The 19,801-nt window shown below is 38.4% G+C and carries 18 protein-coding genes; 15 read left to right on the forward strand and 3 right to left on the reverse strand.

The genetic code is table 11. The annotated features are described in order from the left end of the window. Positions 1 to 4: 4 nt before the first annotated feature. Both QAI40_RS06040 and QAI40_RS06045 read right to left on the reverse strand, forming a co-directional pair. Positions 5 to 940 (reverse strand): UDP-glucuronic acid decarboxylase family protein, encoded by a 936-nt coding sequence (locus QAI40_RS06040; protein WP_299979393.1) that lies wholly within the window; start codon positions 938 to 940, stop codon positions 5 to 7. Positions 941 to 1,176: 236 nt separating this feature from the next. Next, entirely contained in the window at positions 1,177 to 3,144 is a 1,968-nt protein-coding gene (locus tag QAI40_RS06045; protein ID WP_299979394.1) for an ArnT family glycosyltransferase, read from the reverse strand. A gap of 193 nt (positions 3,145 to 3,337) precedes the next feature. On the opposite strand from QAI40_RS06045, the gene QAI40_RS06050 reads away from it, so the two are divergent. Together QAI40_RS06050 and QAI40_RS06055 are read left to right on the forward strand one after the other, a co-directional pair. Continuing rightward, positions 3,338 to 3,880 carry a winged helix-turn-helix domain-containing protein gene (locus QAI40_RS06050; RefSeq protein WP_299979397.1) on the forward strand — a complete coding sequence of 181 codons (543 nt, stop codon included), beginning with the start codon at positions 3,338 to 3,340 and terminating at the stop codon, positions 3,878 to 3,880. Between the two features lie 83 nt (positions 3,881 to 3,963). After that, positions 3,964 to 4,044, forward strand: a complete 81-nt coding sequence (locus QAI40_RS06055; protein WP_299979480.1) for a GDP-mannose 4,6-dehydratase — start codon at positions 3,964 to 3,966, stop codon at positions 4,042 to 4,044. Positions 4,045 to 4,236: 192 nt separating this feature from the next. Here QAI40_RS06055 and QAI40_RS06060 read toward each other — a convergent pair whose 3' ends face one another. Further along, positions 4,237 to 5,319 carry an IS5 family transposase gene (locus QAI40_RS06060; protein ID WP_299979400.1) on the reverse strand — a complete coding sequence of 361 codons (1,083 nt, stop codon included), beginning with the start codon at positions 5,317 to 5,319 and terminating at the stop codon, positions 4,237 to 4,239. Positions 5,320 to 5,507: 188 nt separating this feature from the next. On the opposite strand from QAI40_RS06060, the gene rfbF reads away from it, so the two are divergent. From rfbF to QAI40_RS06125, 13 genes are all read left to right on the forward strand, one after another. Beyond that, positions 5,508 to 6,284, forward strand: coding sequence for a glucose-1-phosphate cytidylyltransferase (gene rfbF, locus QAI40_RS06065; RefSeq protein WP_299979403.1), 777 nt, complete (start codon positions 5,508 to 5,510; stop codon positions 6,282 to 6,284). Positions 6,285 to 6,287: 3 nt separating this feature from the next. After that, complete coding sequence (gene rfbG / locus QAI40_RS06070) at positions 6,288 to 7,355, forward strand: CDP-glucose 4,6-dehydratase (RefSeq protein WP_299979406.1); 1,068 nt, start codon at positions 6,288 to 6,290, stop codon at positions 7,353 to 7,355. Then, positions 7,340 to 7,903 (forward strand): dTDP-4-dehydrorhamnose 3,5-epimerase, encoded by a 564-nt coding sequence (rfbC, locus tag QAI40_RS06075; protein WP_299979409.1) that lies wholly within the window; start codon positions 7,340 to 7,342, stop codon positions 7,901 to 7,903. Before rfbG ends, rfbC begins: the two co-directional genes overlap by 16 nt. After that, positions 7,900 to 9,126 (forward strand): class I SAM-dependent methyltransferase, encoded by a 1,227-nt coding sequence (locus QAI40_RS06080; RefSeq protein WP_299979412.1) that lies wholly within the window; start codon positions 7,900 to 7,902, stop codon positions 9,124 to 9,126. Before rfbC ends, QAI40_RS06080 begins: the two co-directional genes overlap by 4 nt. Then, complete coding sequence (locus QAI40_RS06085) at positions 9,127 to 9,990, forward strand: NAD-dependent epimerase/dehydratase family protein (protein ID WP_299979415.1); 864 nt, start codon at positions 9,127 to 9,129, stop codon at positions 9,988 to 9,990. It abuts the gene before it with no gap. A 132-nt stretch (positions 9,991 to 10,122) separates the two neighbouring features. After that, positions 10,123 to 11,139 carry a radical SAM/SPASM domain-containing protein gene (locus QAI40_RS06090; RefSeq protein ID WP_299979417.1) on the forward strand — a complete coding sequence of 339 codons (1,017 nt, stop codon included), beginning with the start codon at positions 10,123 to 10,125 and terminating at the stop codon, positions 11,137 to 11,139. A gap of 2 nt (positions 11,140 to 11,141) precedes the next feature. Further along, the gene (locus QAI40_RS06095; RefSeq protein WP_304511517.1) at positions 11,142 to 12,443 is read left to right on the forward strand and encodes a glycosyltransferase family 4 protein; all 1,302 of its coding nucleotides are present in this window, start codon (positions 11,142 to 11,144) and stop codon (positions 12,441 to 12,443) included. A gap of 101 nt (positions 12,444 to 12,544) precedes the next feature. After that, positions 12,545 to 13,744: an FkbM family methyltransferase gene (locus QAI40_RS06100; protein WP_299979422.1), complete on the forward strand. Its 1,200-nt coding sequence runs from the start codon at positions 12,545 to 12,547 to the stop codon at positions 13,742 to 13,744. An 18-nt stretch (positions 13,745 to 13,762) separates the two neighbouring features. Further along, positions 13,763 to 14,797, forward strand: coding sequence for a radical SAM/SPASM domain-containing protein (locus tag QAI40_RS06105; protein WP_299979425.1), 1,035 nt, complete (start codon positions 13,763 to 13,765; stop codon positions 14,795 to 14,797). After that, complete coding sequence (locus QAI40_RS06110) at positions 14,794 to 15,972, forward strand: class I SAM-dependent methyltransferase (protein ID WP_299979428.1); 1,179 nt, start codon at positions 14,794 to 14,796, stop codon at positions 15,970 to 15,972. Before QAI40_RS06105 ends, QAI40_RS06110 begins: the two co-directional genes overlap by 4 nt. 26 nt (positions 15,973 to 15,998) lie before the next feature. Next, a complete protein-coding gene (locus QAI40_RS06115) occupies positions 15,999 to 17,102 on the forward strand; it encodes an FkbM family methyltransferase (protein ID WP_299979431.1) in 1,104 nt (367 codons plus the stop codon). Between the two features lie 202 nt (positions 17,103 to 17,304). Further along, positions 17,305 to 18,099 carry a cephalosporin hydroxylase family protein gene (locus tag QAI40_RS06120; protein ID WP_299979433.1) on the forward strand — a complete coding sequence of 265 codons (795 nt, stop codon included), beginning with the start codon at positions 17,305 to 17,307 and terminating at the stop codon, positions 18,097 to 18,099. 82 nt (positions 18,100 to 18,181) lie between these two features. Then, entirely contained in the window at positions 18,182 to 19,708 is a 1,527-nt protein-coding gene (locus QAI40_RS06125) for an oligosaccharide flippase family protein (protein WP_299979436.1), read from the forward strand. Positions 19,709 to 19,801: the final 93 nt, after the last annotated feature.

Consider the following 19,801-nt stretch of genomic DNA (forward strand, 5'->3'; position numbering starts at 1 on the left):
CCAACTATTTGATTGATTTAAAGTAAGAAATGGTTGCTTTTACTCCGGTTTCAAAATCAGTTACCGGTTCCCACCCAAGATTTTTTTGGGCAAGGGATATATCAGGTTGTCTTCTTCTGGGATCATCCTCCGGTATGGCCTTATATTCAATTACAGATTTGGAACCCGTCATTTCGATAATTTTCTCAGCAATCTCTTTAATGGTAAAATTATTTGGATTGCCTATATTCAATGGGCCTGTGAGGTCATTATTCTCTGAACCCATAAACCGGATAAAGGCATCAACAGTATCATCCACATAACAGAATGAGCGCGACTGACTTCCATCGCCAAAAACAGTAACGGGCTTATTTGATAGGGCTTGTACAATAAAACTTGATATAACCCTGCCATCGAATGGAAGCATTTTCGGGCCGTAAGTATTGAAGATTCTAGCAACTCTGATATTGATCCTGTGTTGTCTGTAATAATCAAAAAAAAGAGTCTCTGCACACCGTTTGCCTTCATCATAACATGAACGTATTCCAACAGGATTAACATTCCCCCAATATTCTTCTACCTGTGGATGTATCGCAGGATCACCATATACTTCAGACGTAGAAGCCTGAAATATTTTTGCGCCGGTCCGTTTTGCAAGCCCTAGCATGTTTATTGCCCCATGCACGCACGTCTTTAAGGTTTGGACAGGGTCATGCTGGTAATGTACAGGCGATGCCGGACAAGCTAAATTATAAATCTCATCAATTTCAATATACAGCGGGAAAGTAATATCATGTCTTATGAACTCAAACCGTGGATTTTGAATCAAATGATAGATGTTTTTTTTCCTGCCAGTATAGCAGTTATCCACACAAATGACCTCATGCCCTTTCTCTATAAGCCTGTCACAAAGATGCGACCCAAGAAATCCAGCACCTCCTGTTACAAGTATTCTTTTCAAAAGGCCTCCCTCTATAATCTTGTAAATTAATAATTATTCCTAAAAAAGGTTCGAAATAAGGGACAGCATATTTAGCAGGGAGACGTTTGTCAAGTCGGTTAGACACTGTTAGTGGCACTACGTGTAAATTCACATGATTTGACATTGCTCGTACTGTGCTGTGTGGTTTTACCGTTCAATCGGTTTTCCACTCTTTCTGCAATTTGTCCAATTTCTGTTTAATTTTTTGTTCAAAATTAATTTCCTTTTACGATCAATTCAGACAAAGCAAAATCATGATCAAATTTAATTGGAATAACTTCAAAGCTATCAACCAGGCCTCTTTTTTTGATAGCTTCCCACTCCGAAGGAGTAAAAGCAGTATAAACCGAATGCCCATTTTGTAAATGATATTTGATTAATGTGGGAAAATCATGGAAGTTGTCTCTAGTTGGACTTGCAATACGTATTCGTCCTCGTTCAATCAAACCAGAAAACGCATTATAATTAGCGGTAAAAAAAATTGAATTCTGGGAAACATCTTTGGCAACATCTTTGGCAACACTATAATAATAATGCCTCGCAATTCGACTGCGAGGATAGTCGTACAAAAATGCTACAAGACTTGACCAGACCATTGCTACAAAGAATATCGTTACAGTAACACATGGAAAAATATAGCGATTAAGCTTTGCAAAGTTTTCGCGTACCAATAAGAAAATAGTAAGCAGCAATGCCAATAGCAACGGCAGAGTAAGAAAAGGAAATTCCTGAGCGTCTACTCCATCTAATGTCGTGAGAAATAGGACAGCAAAGAGATTTAATGTCGTGAGAAATAGGAGACCAAAGCGAAAAGGGGTCAACGAACACATTTTACGCCAGTTTAAATTTATGGTGCCGGTGTCGGACATCTCGCGCCAGGCATAAGCGGAAAGCATAGAGGTAAAAGGTAAAATTGGAATAAAGTACCTGAGATTCATGGACATTCCACCGTGCCAGCCATTATGATACGCATAAAAACCGATAAAAACTACAGGCACAAAAAATAATATTGTGAGCTGTACAGACTCTTTGTCATTACGTATAATTCTCAGAAAAGGGAGCAGCAACACTACAAGATAAGGACAACTTTGCAGCAACGATTTTTTCAGCCCATTTATATAGATCATCCCGCCTCCCTCGCTGCGTGACAAGCCTCCTTCTCTGATGTCAAGATCTCGCACACGAAGATCAACAATCAGTTGATAAGCTCCGTTCAAAGAGTTCCCGACCGTGCTCCGCACTTGAGGAATGATTGCAAGAACAGTTATCAACAAAATTATCGTAATTACAGCTGTACGTTTGTAACGGCGCAGCGTGGAGATCACTGGGCGTCGCGTTAATACCCATGAAAGTATGATTATAAGTATGCTCAGCGCGGCAAAAGGCAAATATCGTTTTAGTTCCAATGCATCCACATAGTGACCATAGGAAAAAGGTGAAAGGACACCGAATTTTGCGTAGTTCGTGGCGGTGAGAATGACCAAACCAGGAAGTGCTCCGATGCAGGTTGCAAGGGCAGGCAGCGGACGGTATGGTTTCAGAAAAAGAAAAGGGATAATGAAACATGGAAGCACAAAGATGGAATCAAGACGGATTCCCATGGAAAATCCTGTGATAAAACCAGACGCCAGAGCAAGCAAAAATGCCGCTCGCCCTGTTTTGGCGTAGAATGAGCAGACAAAAAAGTAGAATGCCGCCATAAGAAAAAAAGTTACGCTAGCATGAGGCCATGCTGCTTGCGAATATTCCCACGAGAACGTTGCAAAAATAAGGATAAAACATGAATTTAAGGCCAAGTTTCGATCCTGAAAGATTTTTTTTGCAATAGTGTAACAGAAAAAAATAATGCCCGCAAATGCGATAACATTGATAAAAAACAGACCGCGATATCCCCAGATACGGTAAAAGGGTGTACTGAGTACAGGGAAAAGGTAAGGATACTGGGAAACAAGTCTCCCGTTACGGGCGAAGATGAAACGCGTCTCCAGTTCCGGAGATGGACATTCCCGATAGCCATTCCATATCTCAAGTCCACCAGATTCTGAAAAGCTTTTCGTCATCCTGTGGTATGTAACCTCATCGATGGATATGTAACCCGGAATAATAGTAAAAACGGAAATCAGGATATGAGCAACGCCAATCAGAAAAAGCAATTTGATTTTAAACTTTTCTGCCGATGTCATGGGTATCCTATTTCTCTACTTTTTAAATATAAAATTATTTTTTTATGATTCAACTTTCTGATTTAAAACCCCCTAAAGTTAAAATCAAAATGGATATTAGCCTGATAGAAGAACAAAATCAAAGCTAAAAAAAAATTGACAAGCCTGGAAATATCCTTTATGAGTATTAATTATACTCGTAAAGGATTCGATAATGGAAGATCTGTTTGCAGGAATTGTCACTTCAAAAACCAGAATTAAACTTTTAATCAAGTTTTTCTTCAACCCAGGCGTACGCTCATATTTAAGAGAACTTTCCAGCGAATTCAATGTTTCGACCAATTCAGTGCGGCAAGAACTTAATCAGTTGACCAAATCCAAGCTTTTGCAATCGGAAAAAAATGGTCGCCAGGTTTTTTATTCTGCCAATAAAAACCATCCCTTGTTTTCAGAGCTTATTTCCATTGCCCGGAAGACAATGGGTGTGGATAAAGTCATTGACGGCATAGTGAACAGACTTGGTGATATTGAACTGGCATACCTGATAGACGATTATGCAGAAGGTAAGGACACGGGTGTGGTTGACCTGTTATTGGTAGGCAATATTGATCAGTATCATCTAAATGATTTGAGTATAAAAACTGAACGATACATCAAAAGAAAAATTCGTTCACTTGTTTTAACCAGAAAAGAATTTGAAGCGTTTCTTCCCAAGCTTGAAAAGCGAAAGCATATATTGATTTGGGAAATGAAGTAAGGTTTTTTTATATAAATTTAAATTGATTATTTTAATCTGTTGTACGCCAATTGGCAATGTAACCGAAGGGGCGGAGCTATTTGATGACTAAAAAAGCACTGATAACCGGAATCACAGGGCAGGATGGTGCATATCTTGCCGAATTCCTTCTACACAAAAGCTGAGACCTTTGCGAGAAGACCGGATACCTCCAATTTTAGCATTATGAATAAAAATTTTCAGATTCAGGACTCAAAAAGAGCCGTTTTTAAGCAAATTAAACCCATTTTAAAGCATATTCGGCTTATATTAAGCCAAATATTGCCCCCAATTGAGGCTCTTTGCCCGGTTTTTAATCACCGGGCGCAATTATTCATCTACACCGGGAGAATTTCTAATATTTTGGCCCCCTTTTTTAACCTAAAGGTCACAGGCAAGTTAAACGCAAATTGCCGGAACATGATATCAATGGTATTTTTAATCATCGTTGGGAATCGTGCTTTATTCCCTTTGTCATGCAAGTGGCTGATACCAAAATATTGTTCAACTATATATCGGTATTTTGAAATGGCTTTATTTCTTTTAATTTCAAAGTCAGTTAACTTTGCATTGACATTATCCTTTCGCATTATACCATCCTGGATATTATTTAATGCAAGAAATTCTCGATTTGGAGCACCTGCATATCCTTTATCGGCGTAGGCTATTTTGATTTTACCAGCATGCATACTATAAATCACAGCATAGGGAAGATACTTGGAATCATTATGAGAGGAAGGGCTCAAGGTTGTCGAAAGAATGAAACCGTTTTCAGTATCAACAGATGTATGTTCTTTAAAACCATAATGAGGTTTGTCATTTTTAATTGTCCAGTCAGATTCAAAGTCACGGGAAAACTTCTTAAGATTGCCATTTTTATCCAATCGGCTTTCCGGAGTATCAAGATGAGCCTTAAGTGTTTTTATCTGTTTTTTAGAAATTGGTTTGCTTGCAGATTTAACCAACCTGGCATCCACTGCAACCCCCTTATTAACAGTGATTCCATGCTGATGAAATTGTTTGAGAATTTCGCTATTAACCTTGATCATAACCTCTTTGGAAAGATTTTTTCTAAAACGGGAAAAAGTACTATGATCAGGAGACGGATAATCCATGGGAAGGTTAAGGAAGTCCCTGAAAGAAAGTCGATCACAGATCAAGTTTTCAAGTTCCGGGTCAGATTTAATTTGGAACCAGTTTTGCAACAGAATACATTTAAACAAAAGCAAAGGAGAATAGGCTCTTTCTCCCTCCTTGGATTTACCAATTTGATAATATTTAATAAGAAGATGTTCAACAGGTTTCCAGTCAATGGTATTGTTCACTTTACGTAAGAATTGCATGGACCGATTCCGGTCTGCATTTTTGTTGATAGCGATGTCTGCAAAGGAAAAACCTTGTTCGATTTTTTTATAAGCCATGAAGCCTCCAGTGGGTTGATTTTAATAGGCTCATTATGACATAACCTGAAGGTCACACGTAAATATATAATAAATTCAATTGTTTAATTGGTTTTTTGCCAATAAATTGATAAAGATTATCAATAACCTAAAGGGCGAGACAATACCTAAAATCAAAATTTGGGTAGTCGTGCAAAGGTCTTATAATTATGAAAGTTATGATATTAGCCGGTGGTTACGGAACCAGACTCAGCGAAGAAACCGATATGTATCCAAAGCCAATGCTCGAAATCGGTGGTAAACCAATTCTATGGCATATTATGAAAATTTACTCAAAATATGGTTATAATGAATTTATAATTCTACTCGGCTACAAGGGTTATATGATTAAAGAGTATTTTGCCAACTATTTCCTGCACCAAAGTGATGTAACAATAGATCTTGTAAATAACAAAATCGAAACTCATAATACTAACAGTGAACCTTGGAAAGTAACTCTTCTTGATACTGGTCAAGAAACCATGACTGGCGGCAGAATACTTAAGGCTAAAAAAATTATTGGCACAAAGCCATTTATGTTAACCTATGGTGATGGAGTTTCTGATATTAACATTACTAAATTGGTTAAATTTCACAAATCACATGGGAAAATAGCAACAGTAACTTCAATAAAACCAGAAGGTCGCTTTGGGACAATTGCGTCTGATAATTCGGGAGAAATAACAAGTTTTCATGAAAAACCCATTGGTAATAGGAATTGGATTAATGCCGGTTTTTTTGTTTTAAATCCTGAAATATTCGAGTATCTACGGCATGGAGAAAACACCATATTTGAAAGAGAACCAATTGAAAGGCTGGTTGAAGACAAACAGCTATATTCATATCAACATTCTGGTTTCTGGAAATGCATGGATACTCTTCGAGATAAAAATAATTTGAATAAAATGTGGAATGAGTCCAACGCTCCCTGGAAAACATGGGAATAATTTATGTTTAATGATATTTATTTAAATAAAAAAGTTTTAGTAACTGGGCATACTGGATTTAAAGGCTCATGGTTATCTTTGTGGTTAAAATCTATTGGAGCTGAGATTTGTGGCTACAGTCTTGGTCTTCCGACCCGACCAAATCATTATGAATTGCTAAAACTTAATATAAAATCTGTTACTGCAGATATTCTCAATAAAGAAAAACTTAAAAAAACTTTTTTAAAATTTCAACCGGAAATAGTTTTTCATCTTGCTGCTCAGCCCCTCGTCAGACGTTCATATCTTGAACCTGTTGATACTTTCATGACTAATATTATGGGAACAGTTAATATTCTAGAAACATGCAGAAGTTGCGAATCAGTACAAGCTATTATAAACATCACAAGTGATAAATGTTATGAAAACAAAGAATGGATTTGGGGATACAGAGAGAGTGATCCCGTTGGCGGACATGATCCATATAGCGCATCAAAAGCTTGTTCCGAAATTGTCACCACAGCATATCGGAATTCATTTTATGATAACAAAACCCTCATTGCCACAGCACGAAGTGGAAATGTTATTGGAGGTGGTGACTGGGCTGAAGACAGACTGATACCAGATATTGTAAAAGCAAGATCTAATAATAAGCATGTTGAAATTCGTAATCCTCAGGCAACAAGACCTTGGCAACATGTTCTGGAACCATTAAGCGGCTATTTGCAACTTGGCCAAAAACTTCTTGAAAAAAACAAAGACTTTGCTGAAGCCTGGAATTTTGGCCCTGCAGACACAGGGAATTTGTCGGTAGAATATATATTGAATTCTTTAAAAAAACATTTGGATATCAAAGTCAAATTTACAAAAATTAATCCTGATTTACATGAAGCCAATCATTTAAAGCTTGACTGCTCAAAAGCACATTCAAAACTCAATTGGAAACCTGTATGGAACAATGAGGAGATGATATCTCACACTGCATTATGGTACAAACAATATTATGAAAAAAAGTCTGTTCTTTCAACCTCTCAACTTGAAGATTTCACATCAAAAGCAAAAGAAAAAAATTTGGAATGGGCAATAAAATGATTTTTGACCTACTGCCATTGAATGATGCTTTTATCATAACCCCTGAAATAAATTTTGATAATCGTGGAGCATTTGGCAGACTATTTTGCAAAGAAGAGTTGAAACAAATATCAACAGGATTTGAAATAGTACAAATTAATCATTCCTTTAATAAAAATGTTGGTGCACTTCGAGGAATGCATTTTCAATACCAACCAAAAGCCGAGATTAAAATGGTGAAATGCATAAAAGGATCTGTTTATGATGTTATTGTTGATATTAGAAAAAACTCATCGACATTTTTAAAATGGTACGGGGTTGAATTGTCTGAAGATAACCAAAAAATTATATACATCCCCAAAGGATTTGCACATGGATTTCAGGTATTAAAACCAGACAGTCAATTATTATATTTACACTCCGAATATTATTCAGTCGCCCATGAAGGAACCTTGCGCTATAACGACCCGCGACTGTCGATTGACTGGCCATTACCAGTTTCAAATATTTCAGACCGTGACTCAAAACATCCTCTTATAGATAACTCTTTTAAAGGTTTACAAGTATGAAATGCAGATTCTGTAAAAATGAAATAAGCCACGTTTTTATAGATTTAGATAAGGCACCTCTTTCAAATTCATATTTATCATATAATCAACTGAACGAACCGGAAAAGGACTATCCCCTTAAAGTAATGGTCTGTGAAGAGTGCTGGCTGGTTCAGGTGGATGAATATAAAAAGTCATCAGAAATATTCAATAATGAATATTTATATTTTTCTTCTTATTCCAGGACGTGGCTGGAGCATGCCAAACAATATACAGATACGATTATTCCCCGCTTAAAACTCAATTCAAACTCTTTGGTTATTGAAATTGCTTCAAATGACGGATATTTGCTTCAATATTTTAAAGAAAAAGATATCCCATGCCTGGGAGTTGAACCAGCCGGGAATATTGCTGAAACTGCAAGAAAAAGAGGGATTGAAACCATCACCGATTTTTTTTGCACCAGTCTGGCTACTGAATTAAAAAATAAAAATCGAAAAGCAGATCTGATTATTGGGAATAATGTCCTTGCCCATGTACCTGATGTTAATAGTTTCACGCAAGGATTAAAACTGGTCCTGAAGAATAACGGTGTTATTACTATGGAATTCCCTCACCTTCTACAGCTCGTTGAAAACAACCAATTTGATACAATTTATCATGAGCATTTTTCCTATTTTTCATTTCATACTGTACAAAATATTTTTTCAGATCATGGACTGGAAATTTTTGATGTCGATGAAATCCCGACCCATGGTGGCTCTTTACGCATTTATGCAAGACATATGCAAAATGGCAGTCGCAGTCCATGCGCCTCTGTTACGGCACTTATAGAACAGGAAAAAACCGCTGGCATAAATAAACTTTCCTATTATGAAAACTTTCAACCAAAAGCTGAACGTGTTAAATATGATCTCCTTGAATTCTTGAAAAATCAAAAAAAATCGGGGCATATGATTGCGGCCTATGGTGCCGCTGCAAAAGGCAATACGCTTCTTAACTATTGCGGCATAACAAAAGACCTTATCTCTTTCGTTGTCGACGCGTCAGAGCATAAACAGGGTAAATTTTTACCTGGAAGCCATATTCCAATTCTGAGCGAAGAGCATATTAAACTATCAAAACCCTCTTTTATGCTTATCCTGCCGTGGAATATTAAAGATGAAATTTTACATCAATTGGCCTATATAAAAAAGTGGGATGTTCAGTTTATTATTGCGATCCCTCACTTAACGGTATTGTAAATGAAAAAAATACTAATCACCGGTGCAACTGGATTTGTTGGTCGTAAAGTAGTTGAGCAATGTCTTCAGTATGATTTTGATATTACTATATGCGGTCTCAATGAAATAAAGTTACATGAAATGGAAAAAGAATTTGGTGTCAAAGCAATTGCTTTCGATATTAAAAAAAGCCATAATAATTGGTCTAAATATACTGGCCATCCAGATATTTTGATTCACCTTGCATGGGAAGGATTGACAGATTATAAAGATCTTATTCATATTGAAACCCAACCATTCACCCATTACCAATTCTTAAAAAGTATGCTTCAAGGTGGCCTGAAAAGTTTGACAGTGGCCGGGACTTGTTCTGAATATGGCATGCAGGAAGGCTGTCTTTCAGAAGACATGCCTACCTTACCGAACAATTCTTACGGAGTAGGTAAAGACACTCTGAGAAAATTTTTAGAAGTTTTAGGTAATGAATATAGTTTCAGTTTAAAATGGCTCCGCTACTTCTATATGTATGGGCAAAGACAAAGCCCCACAGCGCTTTTCCCACAACTCAAAGCCTCGATTAAAAGACAAGATAAAATATTCAATATGTCTGGTGGGGAACAGCTCCGGGATTTTCTACCCGTTGAAACAATTGCTGAATATACTATAAAAGCAGCAATCCAAGACACTATTAATGGAATCATTAACATCTGTTCCGGAAAACCCATCTCTGTCAAAGAGTTTGTGGAACAAAGAATTATTGAACTACAGTCAGAGATCAAACTGAACTTAGGCTATTATCCTTATCCTGACTTTGAGCCAATGTCATTTTGGGGAGATAATACCCGTTTACAAAATTTACTAAATCTAAAGAAAAATAACTATTAATTATTTTAATCTCCAGTTCCTGAAACGGTGACATAATAATTTGCCTTTACTTCTCCAGCAAAGAATTATCAAAACAATTGAGATAAATTTTCATAAAATTACTGCTTTAATGAAAACACAAAGGATCGATATATGAAGGCCAAAATAAAACCACGGATCGAACTTGAGAATAGAACAAAATTAGAAGAAGTCATCCCGATCGAGGTCCCTTTTCTTGTTTTCCTTGATCCATCTGATGTTTGCAACTTTCAATGTAAATTCTGTCCAACTGGGGACAGGGCTTTGATAAAAAAAATAAAACGGAATTCCTGCCTGATGGATTTTGATTTATTTAAAAAAGTTATTGATGATTTATGTGAATTCAAAAAACCAATAAAAGTATTACGTCTTTATAAAGATGGTGAACCGCTTTTAAATCCCAGATTCCCGGATATGGTTAGATACGCGAAAAAAAGCGGATGTGCCTTACAAATTGATACGACCACAAATGGCTCTCTTTTAAATCCCAGATTGAATTTAAAAATAATTGAGGCTGGGTTAGATAGAATTCATATTTCTCTGGAAGGACTTTCGCAAGAATCCTACAAAGAATTTGCCGGTTATAGAATTAATTTCGAAAAATTTGTTGACAATATCCGCCACTATTATGAGCACAAAAAAGAATGCCTCGTCTGTATAAAAATAGTCGGTGATAATCTTTCAAAAGAAGCCAAAGGGCATTTTTTTGATATCTTCGGTAATATTTCCGATAGAATATTCGTCGAACATATTGCGCCTTGTTGGCCACAGTTTGAAATGCATGAAGTTATTCCAAATAGCAATGTTGGTATTTATGGCCAGGAGATAAAGGAGGTAGAAGTCTGCCCCTATATATTTTATTCAATAAGTATCAATGCTGACGGAAAAGTCAGCCTGTGTTTTCTGGATTGGGCAAGAGAATTAATTGTGGGTGATGCCAGGGCGGAAAGCATTAAAGACATCTGGAATAACGAAATTATGTTCAACTATCGAAAAATGCATCTACTTAAAAAGCGTAAGGAACATAAAATTTGTGCCGTTTGTGGGCAATTGTCCCATTGCCTTCCGGATGACATTGATCCTTTTGCGGAGATGCTTCTCAAGAAACTCAATAATACCCGCAGGGAATAATTGTGATAAAAATTCTTCATATAACCGCCCATCTTGGAGGCGGCGTTGGCAAGGCTTTAAGCGGCCTCGTACAACAACCAGCTTCAAAAGAGGTAGAACACACTTTTGTAATCCTGGAGGAGCAGAAAAACCTTCAATTTATTGATCTAATAAAAAATTGTGGGTGCAGGATTATTATCTGTCCGGTCAATGAACACCTCGTCGAACTGATTGAATCTTCAGATATTGTTCAGTTAGAATGGTGGAACCATCCTGCTACCATAAAAACTTTATGCAGATGCACTCTCCCGCCGATGAGACTCCTGGTATGGTCCCATGTTTCCGGGTTATTCAATCCCAAAATCCCGAGTGGCTTGATTAAAGCTGCACATCGACTCTTATTCACATCACCATGCTCTTTTCAATCCAGAGAAGTCCTTGAATTGCCGTCAAATGCCTATGACCGGATGGGGGTTGTCTCCAGCAGTGGCGGATTTGATGAATTGCCGAGCCCAGAAGAGGGGAAATATGACTATTTTTCAGTAGGTTATATTGGAAGCTTTAATTTTTCAAAACTGCATCCCCGATATATTGATTTTTTATCCGCGGTAACAATTCCGGAATTCAAAGTAAAATTGATCGGCGATGTCACTGATGAAACTGTTCTTGCAAAACAATGCGAGAAGTCTGACAGACCAAATTTGCTTGAATTCCGGGGTTACACAAATGATATCGCTTCTGAACTGGCTTCAATAAATGTCCTTGCCTACTTATTAAATCCAGAGCACTACGGGACAACCGAAAATGCGCTCCTCGAAGCCATGGCCATGGGTATCATACCCATAGTAATGAACAACCCGGCCGAACGTCTTATCGTTGATGATCACATAACCGGACTTATCATTAATACACCTGAAGAGTTTGCCGGGGCCATCAACTGGCTGTTTGAATACCCTGAAAAAAGACAAAAAATTGGAAGACAAGCCTCCAGATCTATACGAGAGCGGTTCACTGCTGAAAAAATGGTCGAGTCTCTCAATTCACATTACACAGCTCTGCTCTCAATGGAAAAGCAAGCTATTTCATTTACCAGTATATTCGGCAATACTCCGGCTGAATGGTTTCTTTCATGTCAGGGTAATGCAACAAAATTTACGGAAAATTCAAAAATATTCCTGTCGCCAGGCACTCTTCCTGATTATTCATTAATGGAACAAACAAAAGGAAGTGTTTTTCATTTTCTACAGCATTTTCCCGAAAACTCCCTTCTGCAGGCTTGGGGAGCAAAAATTTCTGACTATATTCTTGCCTGTGAAAACACATAATATATAATTTCAGATGTCAAAAACACTCTCATGGTATAACTTTTCATGTTTTCAAGCATTTGAAAAAGATTTTTCTTGGATATTCATTCAGGTAGCCTTCTATGATATATACTAAACATCGCCAATTTAACTTTGCCCCTGACAACTCTGAAGCCCGCCAGCTGCTATCCGTGATCAGCGAGACCAAGGCTTCACCTGTGTCAAGATCGGTTGACCGACCGTTGCTGGCTCTTTACGGTTGTGGCAATCTCGGCAGAATGGCCCGGAACTACCTGGCTCATTTTGGCTTTAAGCTATCTTTTGCCCTTGACCTAAAAGCCGAGCAGTACCAACAGGATCCAGCCTGGCAAGGAGTCTCAGTTCTGCATCCCGATGAGGTTGCTCCTGAACAGAGGAATTCCTGCCTGCTTGCCATTTGCGTGGTTACAAGCCCCTGCATACCCTTGATTAAAAATCTTCAAACACAGGGATGGTCCGATTGCGTTCCCTTTTACGATATTGCCGAGGCTTATCGGGATCAGCACCCTCTGTCCAACGGCTGGATTGCGGCTCCTTTTACTGCTGTTGAAATACAGAATATCAGCACCGTTCTCTCAGGTTGGAGTGACAATCTTTCCCGGGCCCACCATCTCCAGTTTCTATCCTGGCGACGACTAAGGGAGGAATGGTCTTTTACCGACGCACCGGTAACAGCGGATGATCGTTTTTTTATTCCGGAAATTCTATCTATCCTCAATGATCATGAAACCTTTGCTGACTTCGGAGCCCATACCGGAAGTGTTGCCGAACGTTTTTTGAAAATCAAGAAAGGCAATTTTTCCAGGATCTGGGCTATTGAACCGGATCAGGCCAATATGGAAAACTTGCGAAAGAAGATTTCCCGAATGACACCCGAAACCAGAAAACGCATCCAGTTAAAACAGACATCGGTTGGGAGCCACCCAGGTGCAAGCACCTTTTACTATGGATTGGGATATGCCTCCCAGTTGTCTCGTCTTGGGCAGCATAAAATCAAAGTAAACACTATTGATGAACTAAAACTTGATCCGAGTTATATTAAACTGCATCTTGAGGGGGCTGAGCTTGATGCCCTCAAGGGTGCGCAAAAAACAATTCTACGCCATCGTCCCATTATTACAGCTACGACTTATCATAACGACCTCGGCCTTTGGGAATTACCGCTATGGTTAATGCAAAAAATACCGGATTATCATTTTCTGCTACGGCTGCACAGCTGGTGCGGCACCGGCTCGGTTATTTATTGTATACCCAACGAACGCTGGCAGAATCTGAAGATTTAATAAAGGAGTATCAAATAGATGAAAGCGCGTCTAAAATCAAAATTAAATTTAGAGAAACGGACTCCTCTGCAGGATGTTATCCCTTTGCAAACCCCTTTTCTTCTTTACCTTGATCCTTCCAGTGCCTGCAATTTTCGTTGCCAATTCTGCCCGACAGGGCATAAAGATCTGATTGACAAATCAGGATACCGCAGAGGCCCGATGAGCCTTGACCTGTTCGAAAAAACAATCCAGGACCTTAGTGAATTTAACCAACCTCTAAAAGTTCTTCGTATGAACAAGGTGGGGGAGCCTTTTCTCAATAAAAATCTCTCTCAAATGGTTGCTTTAGCAAAAAGGAGCGGTTCTGTAGAATTCATTGATTTGACAACAAACGGTTCTCTATTTTCACCCGAACGATTAAGCCGGCTGCTGGAGGCAGGATTAGATAGGCTAAATATATCTTTGGAAGGCATGAACCGTGAACAATACCGGCAATATGCAAAAGTTGATTTTGATTTCGATAAATTCGTCAAAAATGTAAAATGGTTATATAGCAACAAAGGTAATTGCGAAGTAACAATAAAAATCCCAGGTAATTATATTAATGATGATCAAAAAGAAGAGTTTTTAAATACTTTTGGAAATTATTGTGATCGAATCTTTATTGAAGATATAGCCCCGATATGGCCATCTTTTGACATTGAAGCACATTCCGATATCACAATTGGAAAATTAAAAGGACAATATGAACAATCAGTACACCCAAAAGGCATTTGCTCATATATTTTCTATTCAGCCGTAATTAATTCAGATGGTTCAGTTAGTGCCTGCTGCCCCGACTGGGCCCAGAAACTAATTGTCGGTAACGTTAAAACAGAATCGTTAAAAAATATCTGGCATTCTTCAAAAATGAACAATTTAAGACGCCAACATCTTGAGGGGAAAAGGCATGCTAATAATACTTGCAGCGTTTGCGGACACTTGAGTTACTGCCAGGTAGATAACATTGATCCTTTTAGAGAATTACTCTTAAACAAATTTATAACTTATGAAAAAGAGTGTTTGGCTTGAATACTATTAAATCAAATTATTGTTGTCCGGCGTGTGAAGAAAAAACTCAATTTCTTATTAACTGGGAGTACAGCGGCCTGAATGATTCGATATTTAACTACATGGCCAAAATTTATGAATGCTTGAACTGCGGATTAGTTTATATTGCAAATATCTCTGCTGAGAGATTATCAGTTTTCTACAACAAAGAATGTTCTTATTTTGAAAAACCGCATTTCAATATATCCGCTCCGGAAAATATTATAAAATATAAATTTTATAAAGAAATTATTGTCAACGCGGGACTGACTGACACACCTGTTACCGATATTGGTTGTGGCCGTGGCGGTTTCCTGCTCTGGCTGAAAAATAATGACTGGAATGGAGACTGTCAGGGAATTGATATTGACCTGAAAAGTATTCCCGATACTGGTGTACATACAAATGAACAAAGTATAAAAGTTACTTTTCAGGAGGGGAGAGCGGTTGCCATGCCTTTTGAAGATGGAACCCAGTCTTTGTTAACATATTTTCATGTACTGGAGCATATATGTAATATCGATAAGGTGTTTAGGGAAGCATTTCGTGTCTTAAATGAATCCGGTCACATTATAATTGAAGTCCCTGATGCGGAAAGATACAAAGATTTTCCTGTTGGAACAGCCTTTTGGCTGAGTATTAGAGAACATGTTAATCATTTTTCTCCTGACGCTCTATGCAAGGCACTACAAAGAAACGGCTTCGAGGTAATTAGTATCAACCGGGGATTATTGCCAACCCCTGAATTTTCTTATCCTTCATTAATAGTCTTAGCCCGAAAGGGTAATGTTAAAAGAAAACCTAATATTTCTAAAAAAAATTCTATCGCGTCATTTTTTATTCAATCAAATAAAGATATAAAAACTCAGGCGCAAAAAGTCTCAAAATTTTGTTCAAAATTTTCAAGGATGACATTCTGGGGATGCTCGGCTGAATTATTCAGTTTATTGCCAATAATGAACTTACAGGACTTTACTTTATGTGATTCAAGCAAAATTAAGCAGCAATGCGTATATAAAGGCCTGCCTGTCAATGACCCCGCGGCTGTCAAAAATGCCGGAGCTTTGATCGTTGCCCCTTATCTACATGGCAGCGCCATTGAAAAGACCGCGATTGAACTAGGCTGGTCCAAAGAAACTATTTTCCGTTTAAGATAAACAATTTACCCTGTAGGAAGATGCCTATGAAATACAAGACAGAGGATATTGATTCCCTCGTAAAACAAATGATGCCTTTAGCATCAAAAACAGAGAATGACCACAACCGGGGAGTTGCGATTTACGGTGCTGGCTTTGTTGGAACCTGGGCAGCCCAATATCTAAGGTCATCAGGAGCCGCCGTCAAGCATTTTATTGACAGGGATCCACAAAAAAACGGGACTACAATAAATGGGATTCCGGTAATTTTACCCTCCGACCCCTTAGTAGCCTCATATCCGACTATATATATTGCCGCCCGGCATGCTGTTAAGGATGTTCAAAAAGCCATGGCGAATAATAATTATAATTTATTATCCTTTGACGGATATTACGTAATTAAAAATTATCAGAAATTTGCCGATATCAGAGACAATTATTTTAGTGATGATAAGTCAATAGAAACTTATAACGCGCTTTTACTGGCAATGCTAACCAGTTCCACTAAAAGCTGCCGGACCATAATGGAAAAAGATATGTATTTCGGGATTCCGGAATTTAGCGGAACCTTTAATGAAATATTTGTGGATGCCGGAGCCTTCGTAGGAGACTCAATAGAGCGCTTTATCTGGGAAAATCTTGGAACATTCAAACATATATATGCTTTTGAACCGGGCCACAGACAATTTTTATCTCTACAGCAGAGGATGCTTAGGCTTTCTAAAGAGTGGGCTTTAGATGACAACTCGGTTACCGCGGTTAACGCAGGCCTGGCAGCTGAGGATGGCCGCATGACTTTTTCCTTTTTATATGATTCACCTCTTCGTCATGGTTTAACAACTGGAGACCATGGTACCACCAGCAGTGATATAAACAGTATCGAAGTATATTCTTTAGATTCATTTTTAAAAGGTAAACCTGTTACATTTATTAAAGCTGATGTTGAAGGCATGGAGATGGACCTTTTGAGAGGGGCACAGGCTACAATACGCCGCAATAAACCCAAAATGGCCCTGTGTGTTTATCATTATCCCAGCGACCTGATTGAGGTCGCCGAATTTGTAAAAAACCTGGTACCGGAATATAAATTTCACATAAGACAACACGCGCCGATATTCGGTGATTTCGTTTTATATTGCCATTGTGAATAAAAATCGACTTATACGAAATCAAAAAATTTTGGCGCAGATACTATTCATAAAAGCCGATATTTCTTGCCGCTAATAATAAATAAAAATAATTCCGTAAACACTTAAAAATCATCCGGCGCTTCGGTAGAATTATATTTAGTCTAAATATTTCATGATTTTTTCTGCGTGCGCGTTGGTAATAATAAACTTATAGGAGAGAAGTATGATGAAAATCCCCCTGGAACAATATAAACAGGAAATGTCAGAAAGGGTCAGGTCATATAAAACGAATGCATCACTTCAAACAGCGTCCCAAAATTTCTTTAAAGAGATCGGTATTGGCAAAGCAAATTATGTATATAATTTTTTCTGGCTGGGAGTCCCGATAATTCAAATACCTCAGGATCTGCAGGCTATGCAGGAAATGATCTGGGAGGCTAAACCCGACCTTATTATTGAAACCGGGATTGCCTGGGGGGGGACTCTGATTCACAGTGCTTCCATGCTGGCGATTCTGGAAAGCTGCGGACTTATTGAAAACGGTCATGTTCTAGGCGTTGATATTGACATTCGCCCTCACAACAAAGAAGCCATCATTGCCCACCCCTTAAGCAATAAGATTACTATGTTTGAAGGCTCAAGTATCGATGAAAAAATAATTGATAAAGTTCGATTATTTTCAAAGAGTCACAAAAGAATAATGGTCTTTCTGGATAGTGATCATACTCATGACCATGTTCTTTTTGAATTAGAGGCTTACGCGCCACTTGTTAGTAAGGGAAGCTATTGCATGGTTGGTGATACAATTATCGAAGACGCACCGGATGGAATGGTTTCAGAACGGCCCTGGTGTAAAGGTAATAATCCCAAAACCGCAGTGTGGGAATTTATCCGCCGTATAAAGGAAGAAGGACGAAAAGCTGCTGATGGATTAAATCTAAATTTTGAAATCAATAAAGAATTGGAACACAAAATTTTGGTAACAGGTTCACCTGATGGATTTCTCAAAAGAGTTTAAATCTCCCATAGCACACATAATATTTTATAGTAATAACTTTGATTCTTAATAAGAAATCGATATTTAAACTCATAGCTTTTCAATGTCTATCATAAAAAATAATATCCGTGCTAATCTCATCGGGAACATCTGGCAGGTTCTTATGGGATTGGCGTTTATCCCTCTTTACATTGGATTTATGGGGGTTGAATCCTATGGTCTGATTGGTATTTTCGCTACCATCCAAGGTGTTATTGTCATTTTTGACATCGGGATAAATGCTACCCTGACACGTGAAATGGCGCGTCTCTCTGCCCATCCAGGTAGTGAACAGGAAATGCGGAATCTGGTCCGTTCCCTGGAGCTAATCTACTGGGGCATGGCCGTTTTGATTGGAATTGTCATAATAATCATCTCTCCTTTCATTGCACATCACTGGGTAAAAGCCGGTCAACTGGCTCCCCATACTATTGAACAGGCGTTGCGAATAATGGGACTTGCCATGGCACTCCAATGGCCGGCTTCTTTTTATACCGGTGGTCTCATCGGACTCCAAAAACAAGTTCTGTTAAATATTATCAATGCCTGCATAAGCACTTTTCGGGGCGTTGGCGCAGTCCTGGTGTTATGGTTAATCGCACCAACAATACAGGCTTTCTTTTCATGGCAGATCATAATCAGCATAATAAACACCTTTGTATTAGCTTTCTTCCTTTGGCGCAGGCTCTCGCGGACTGGAAAAAAAGCAGTTTTTAAAAAACAACTCCTTACTGGCGTTTGGAGATTTGCTGCTGAGATGAGTGGAATTGGGATTTTAGCCACCATACTTACTCAACTGGACAAAATAATCCTAAGTAAAATGTTAACCCTGGAAATGTTCGGATACTACACTCTGGCAGGAGTAATCGCGATGTCTCTTTATCGACTAATAGGGCCTGTATTTACCGCCATATACCCTATCCTTACTCAATTAGTCTCACTCTCAGACCGGGAAGGATTAAAACAACTATATCATAAAAGCTGTCAATTTATGTCCGTCCTGATCCTGCCAGTAACTGTAGTGATTGCACTATTTTCATATGAAATCTTGTATATTTGGACGCAGGACCCGGTGACGGCTGGGGAAACACATGTTTTGGTTAGTTTTCTCATCTGTGGCACAGCTTTTAGCGGACTAATGAATATCCCTTATGCCTTGCAACTTGCCCATGGATGGACCAGGCCCGGTTTATATATAAATCTAATTTCCACAATTCTGATAGTGCCGCTGATTATTTTTTTGACTGGGCGCTATGGAGCTATAGGCGGTGCCAGCGCGTGGGTAATTCTCAATTGCGGTTGTTTCCTGATAGCTATTCCAATAATTCATCATCGCCTGCTGCCGCGTGAAAATTGCCGCTGGTATTGGCAGGATGTATTTTTACCGCTTGCGGCATGTTTATCTACGTCCGGGTTGGGGCGACTATTTATGGGGGACCAAATGTCTCAATTAGCAACAATAGTATATTTATCAGCCGTTTCATTCATCACCCTTGCGGTTACTGCATTGTCGACACCAACAACACGGGCATGGCTAATAAAAAACGTGTCTAGAATCAAACCAGCAAAAAAAAAAGAACATTGGAAATAGTAACCCGTAGGAAAATATGAAATTTTTAAAAATAAAATTATTTTTTTGGCGGCTTATAATCTGAATTGACCCTTTATTATTGGAACTATCTCA

Source organism: Desulfobacula sp. (assembly GCF_030611305.1).
Lineage (GTDB): Bacteria > Desulfobacterota > Desulfobacteria > Desulfobacterales > Desulfobacteraceae > Desulfobacula.

What these genes read in the sequence shown, in the direction of transcription:
- QAI40_RS06115 (WP_299979431.1), top strand. Translation starts at nt 15,999, where the DNA reads ATGAAATACAAGACAGAGGATATTGATTCCCTCGTAAAACAAATGATG.
- QAI40_RS06080 (WP_299979412.1), top strand. Translation starts at nt 7,900, where the DNA reads ATGAAATGCAGATTCTGTAAAAATGAAATAAGCCACGTTTTTATAGAT.
- rfbF (WP_299979403.1), top strand. Translation starts at nt 5,508, where the DNA reads ATGAAAGTTATGATATTAGCCGGTGGTTACGGAACCAGACTCAGCGAA.
- QAI40_RS06125 (WP_299979436.1), top strand. Translation starts at nt 18,182, where the DNA reads ATGTCTATCATAAAAAATAATATCCGTGCTAATCTCATCGGGAACATC.
- QAI40_RS06085 (WP_299979415.1), top strand. Translation starts at nt 9,127, where the DNA reads ATGAAAAAAATACTAATCACCGGTGCAACTGGATTTGTTGGTCGTAAA.
- QAI40_RS06055 (WP_299979480.1), top strand. Translation starts at nt 3,964, where the DNA reads ATGACTAAAAAAGCACTGATAACCGGAATCACAGGGCAGGATGGTGCA.
- QAI40_RS06100 (WP_299979422.1), top strand. Translation starts at nt 12,545, where the DNA reads ATGATATATACTAAACATCGCCAATTTAACTTTGCCCCTGACAACTCT.
- QAI40_RS06090 (WP_299979417.1), top strand. Translation starts at nt 10,123, where the DNA reads ATGAAGGCCAAAATAAAACCACGGATCGAACTTGAGAATAGAACAAAA.
- QAI40_RS06120 (WP_299979433.1), top strand. Translation starts at nt 17,305, where the DNA reads ATGATGAAAATCCCCCTGGAACAATATAAACAGGAAATGTCAGAAAGG.
- QAI40_RS06105 (WP_299979425.1), top strand. Translation starts at nt 13,763, where the DNA reads ATGAAAGCGCGTCTAAAATCAAAATTAAATTTAGAGAAACGGACTCCT.
- QAI40_RS06050 (WP_299979397.1), top strand. Translation starts at nt 3,338, where the DNA reads ATGGAAGATCTGTTTGCAGGAATTGTCACTTCAAAAACCAGAATTAAA.
- QAI40_RS06060 (WP_299979400.1), bottom strand. Translation starts at nt 5,319, where the DNA reads ATGGCTTATAAAAAAATCGAACAAGGTTTTTCCTTTGCAGACATCGCT.
- rfbC (WP_299979409.1), top strand. Translation starts at nt 7,340, where the DNA reads ATGGGCAATAAAATGATTTTTGACCTACTGCCATTGAATGATGCTTTT.
- rfbG (WP_299979406.1), top strand. Translation starts at nt 6,288, where the DNA reads ATGTTTAATGATATTTATTTAAATAAAAAAGTTTTAGTAACTGGGCAT.
- QAI40_RS06045 (WP_299979394.1), bottom strand. Translation starts at nt 3,144, where the DNA reads ATGACATCGGCAGAAAAGTTTAAAATCAAATTGCTTTTTCTGATTGGC.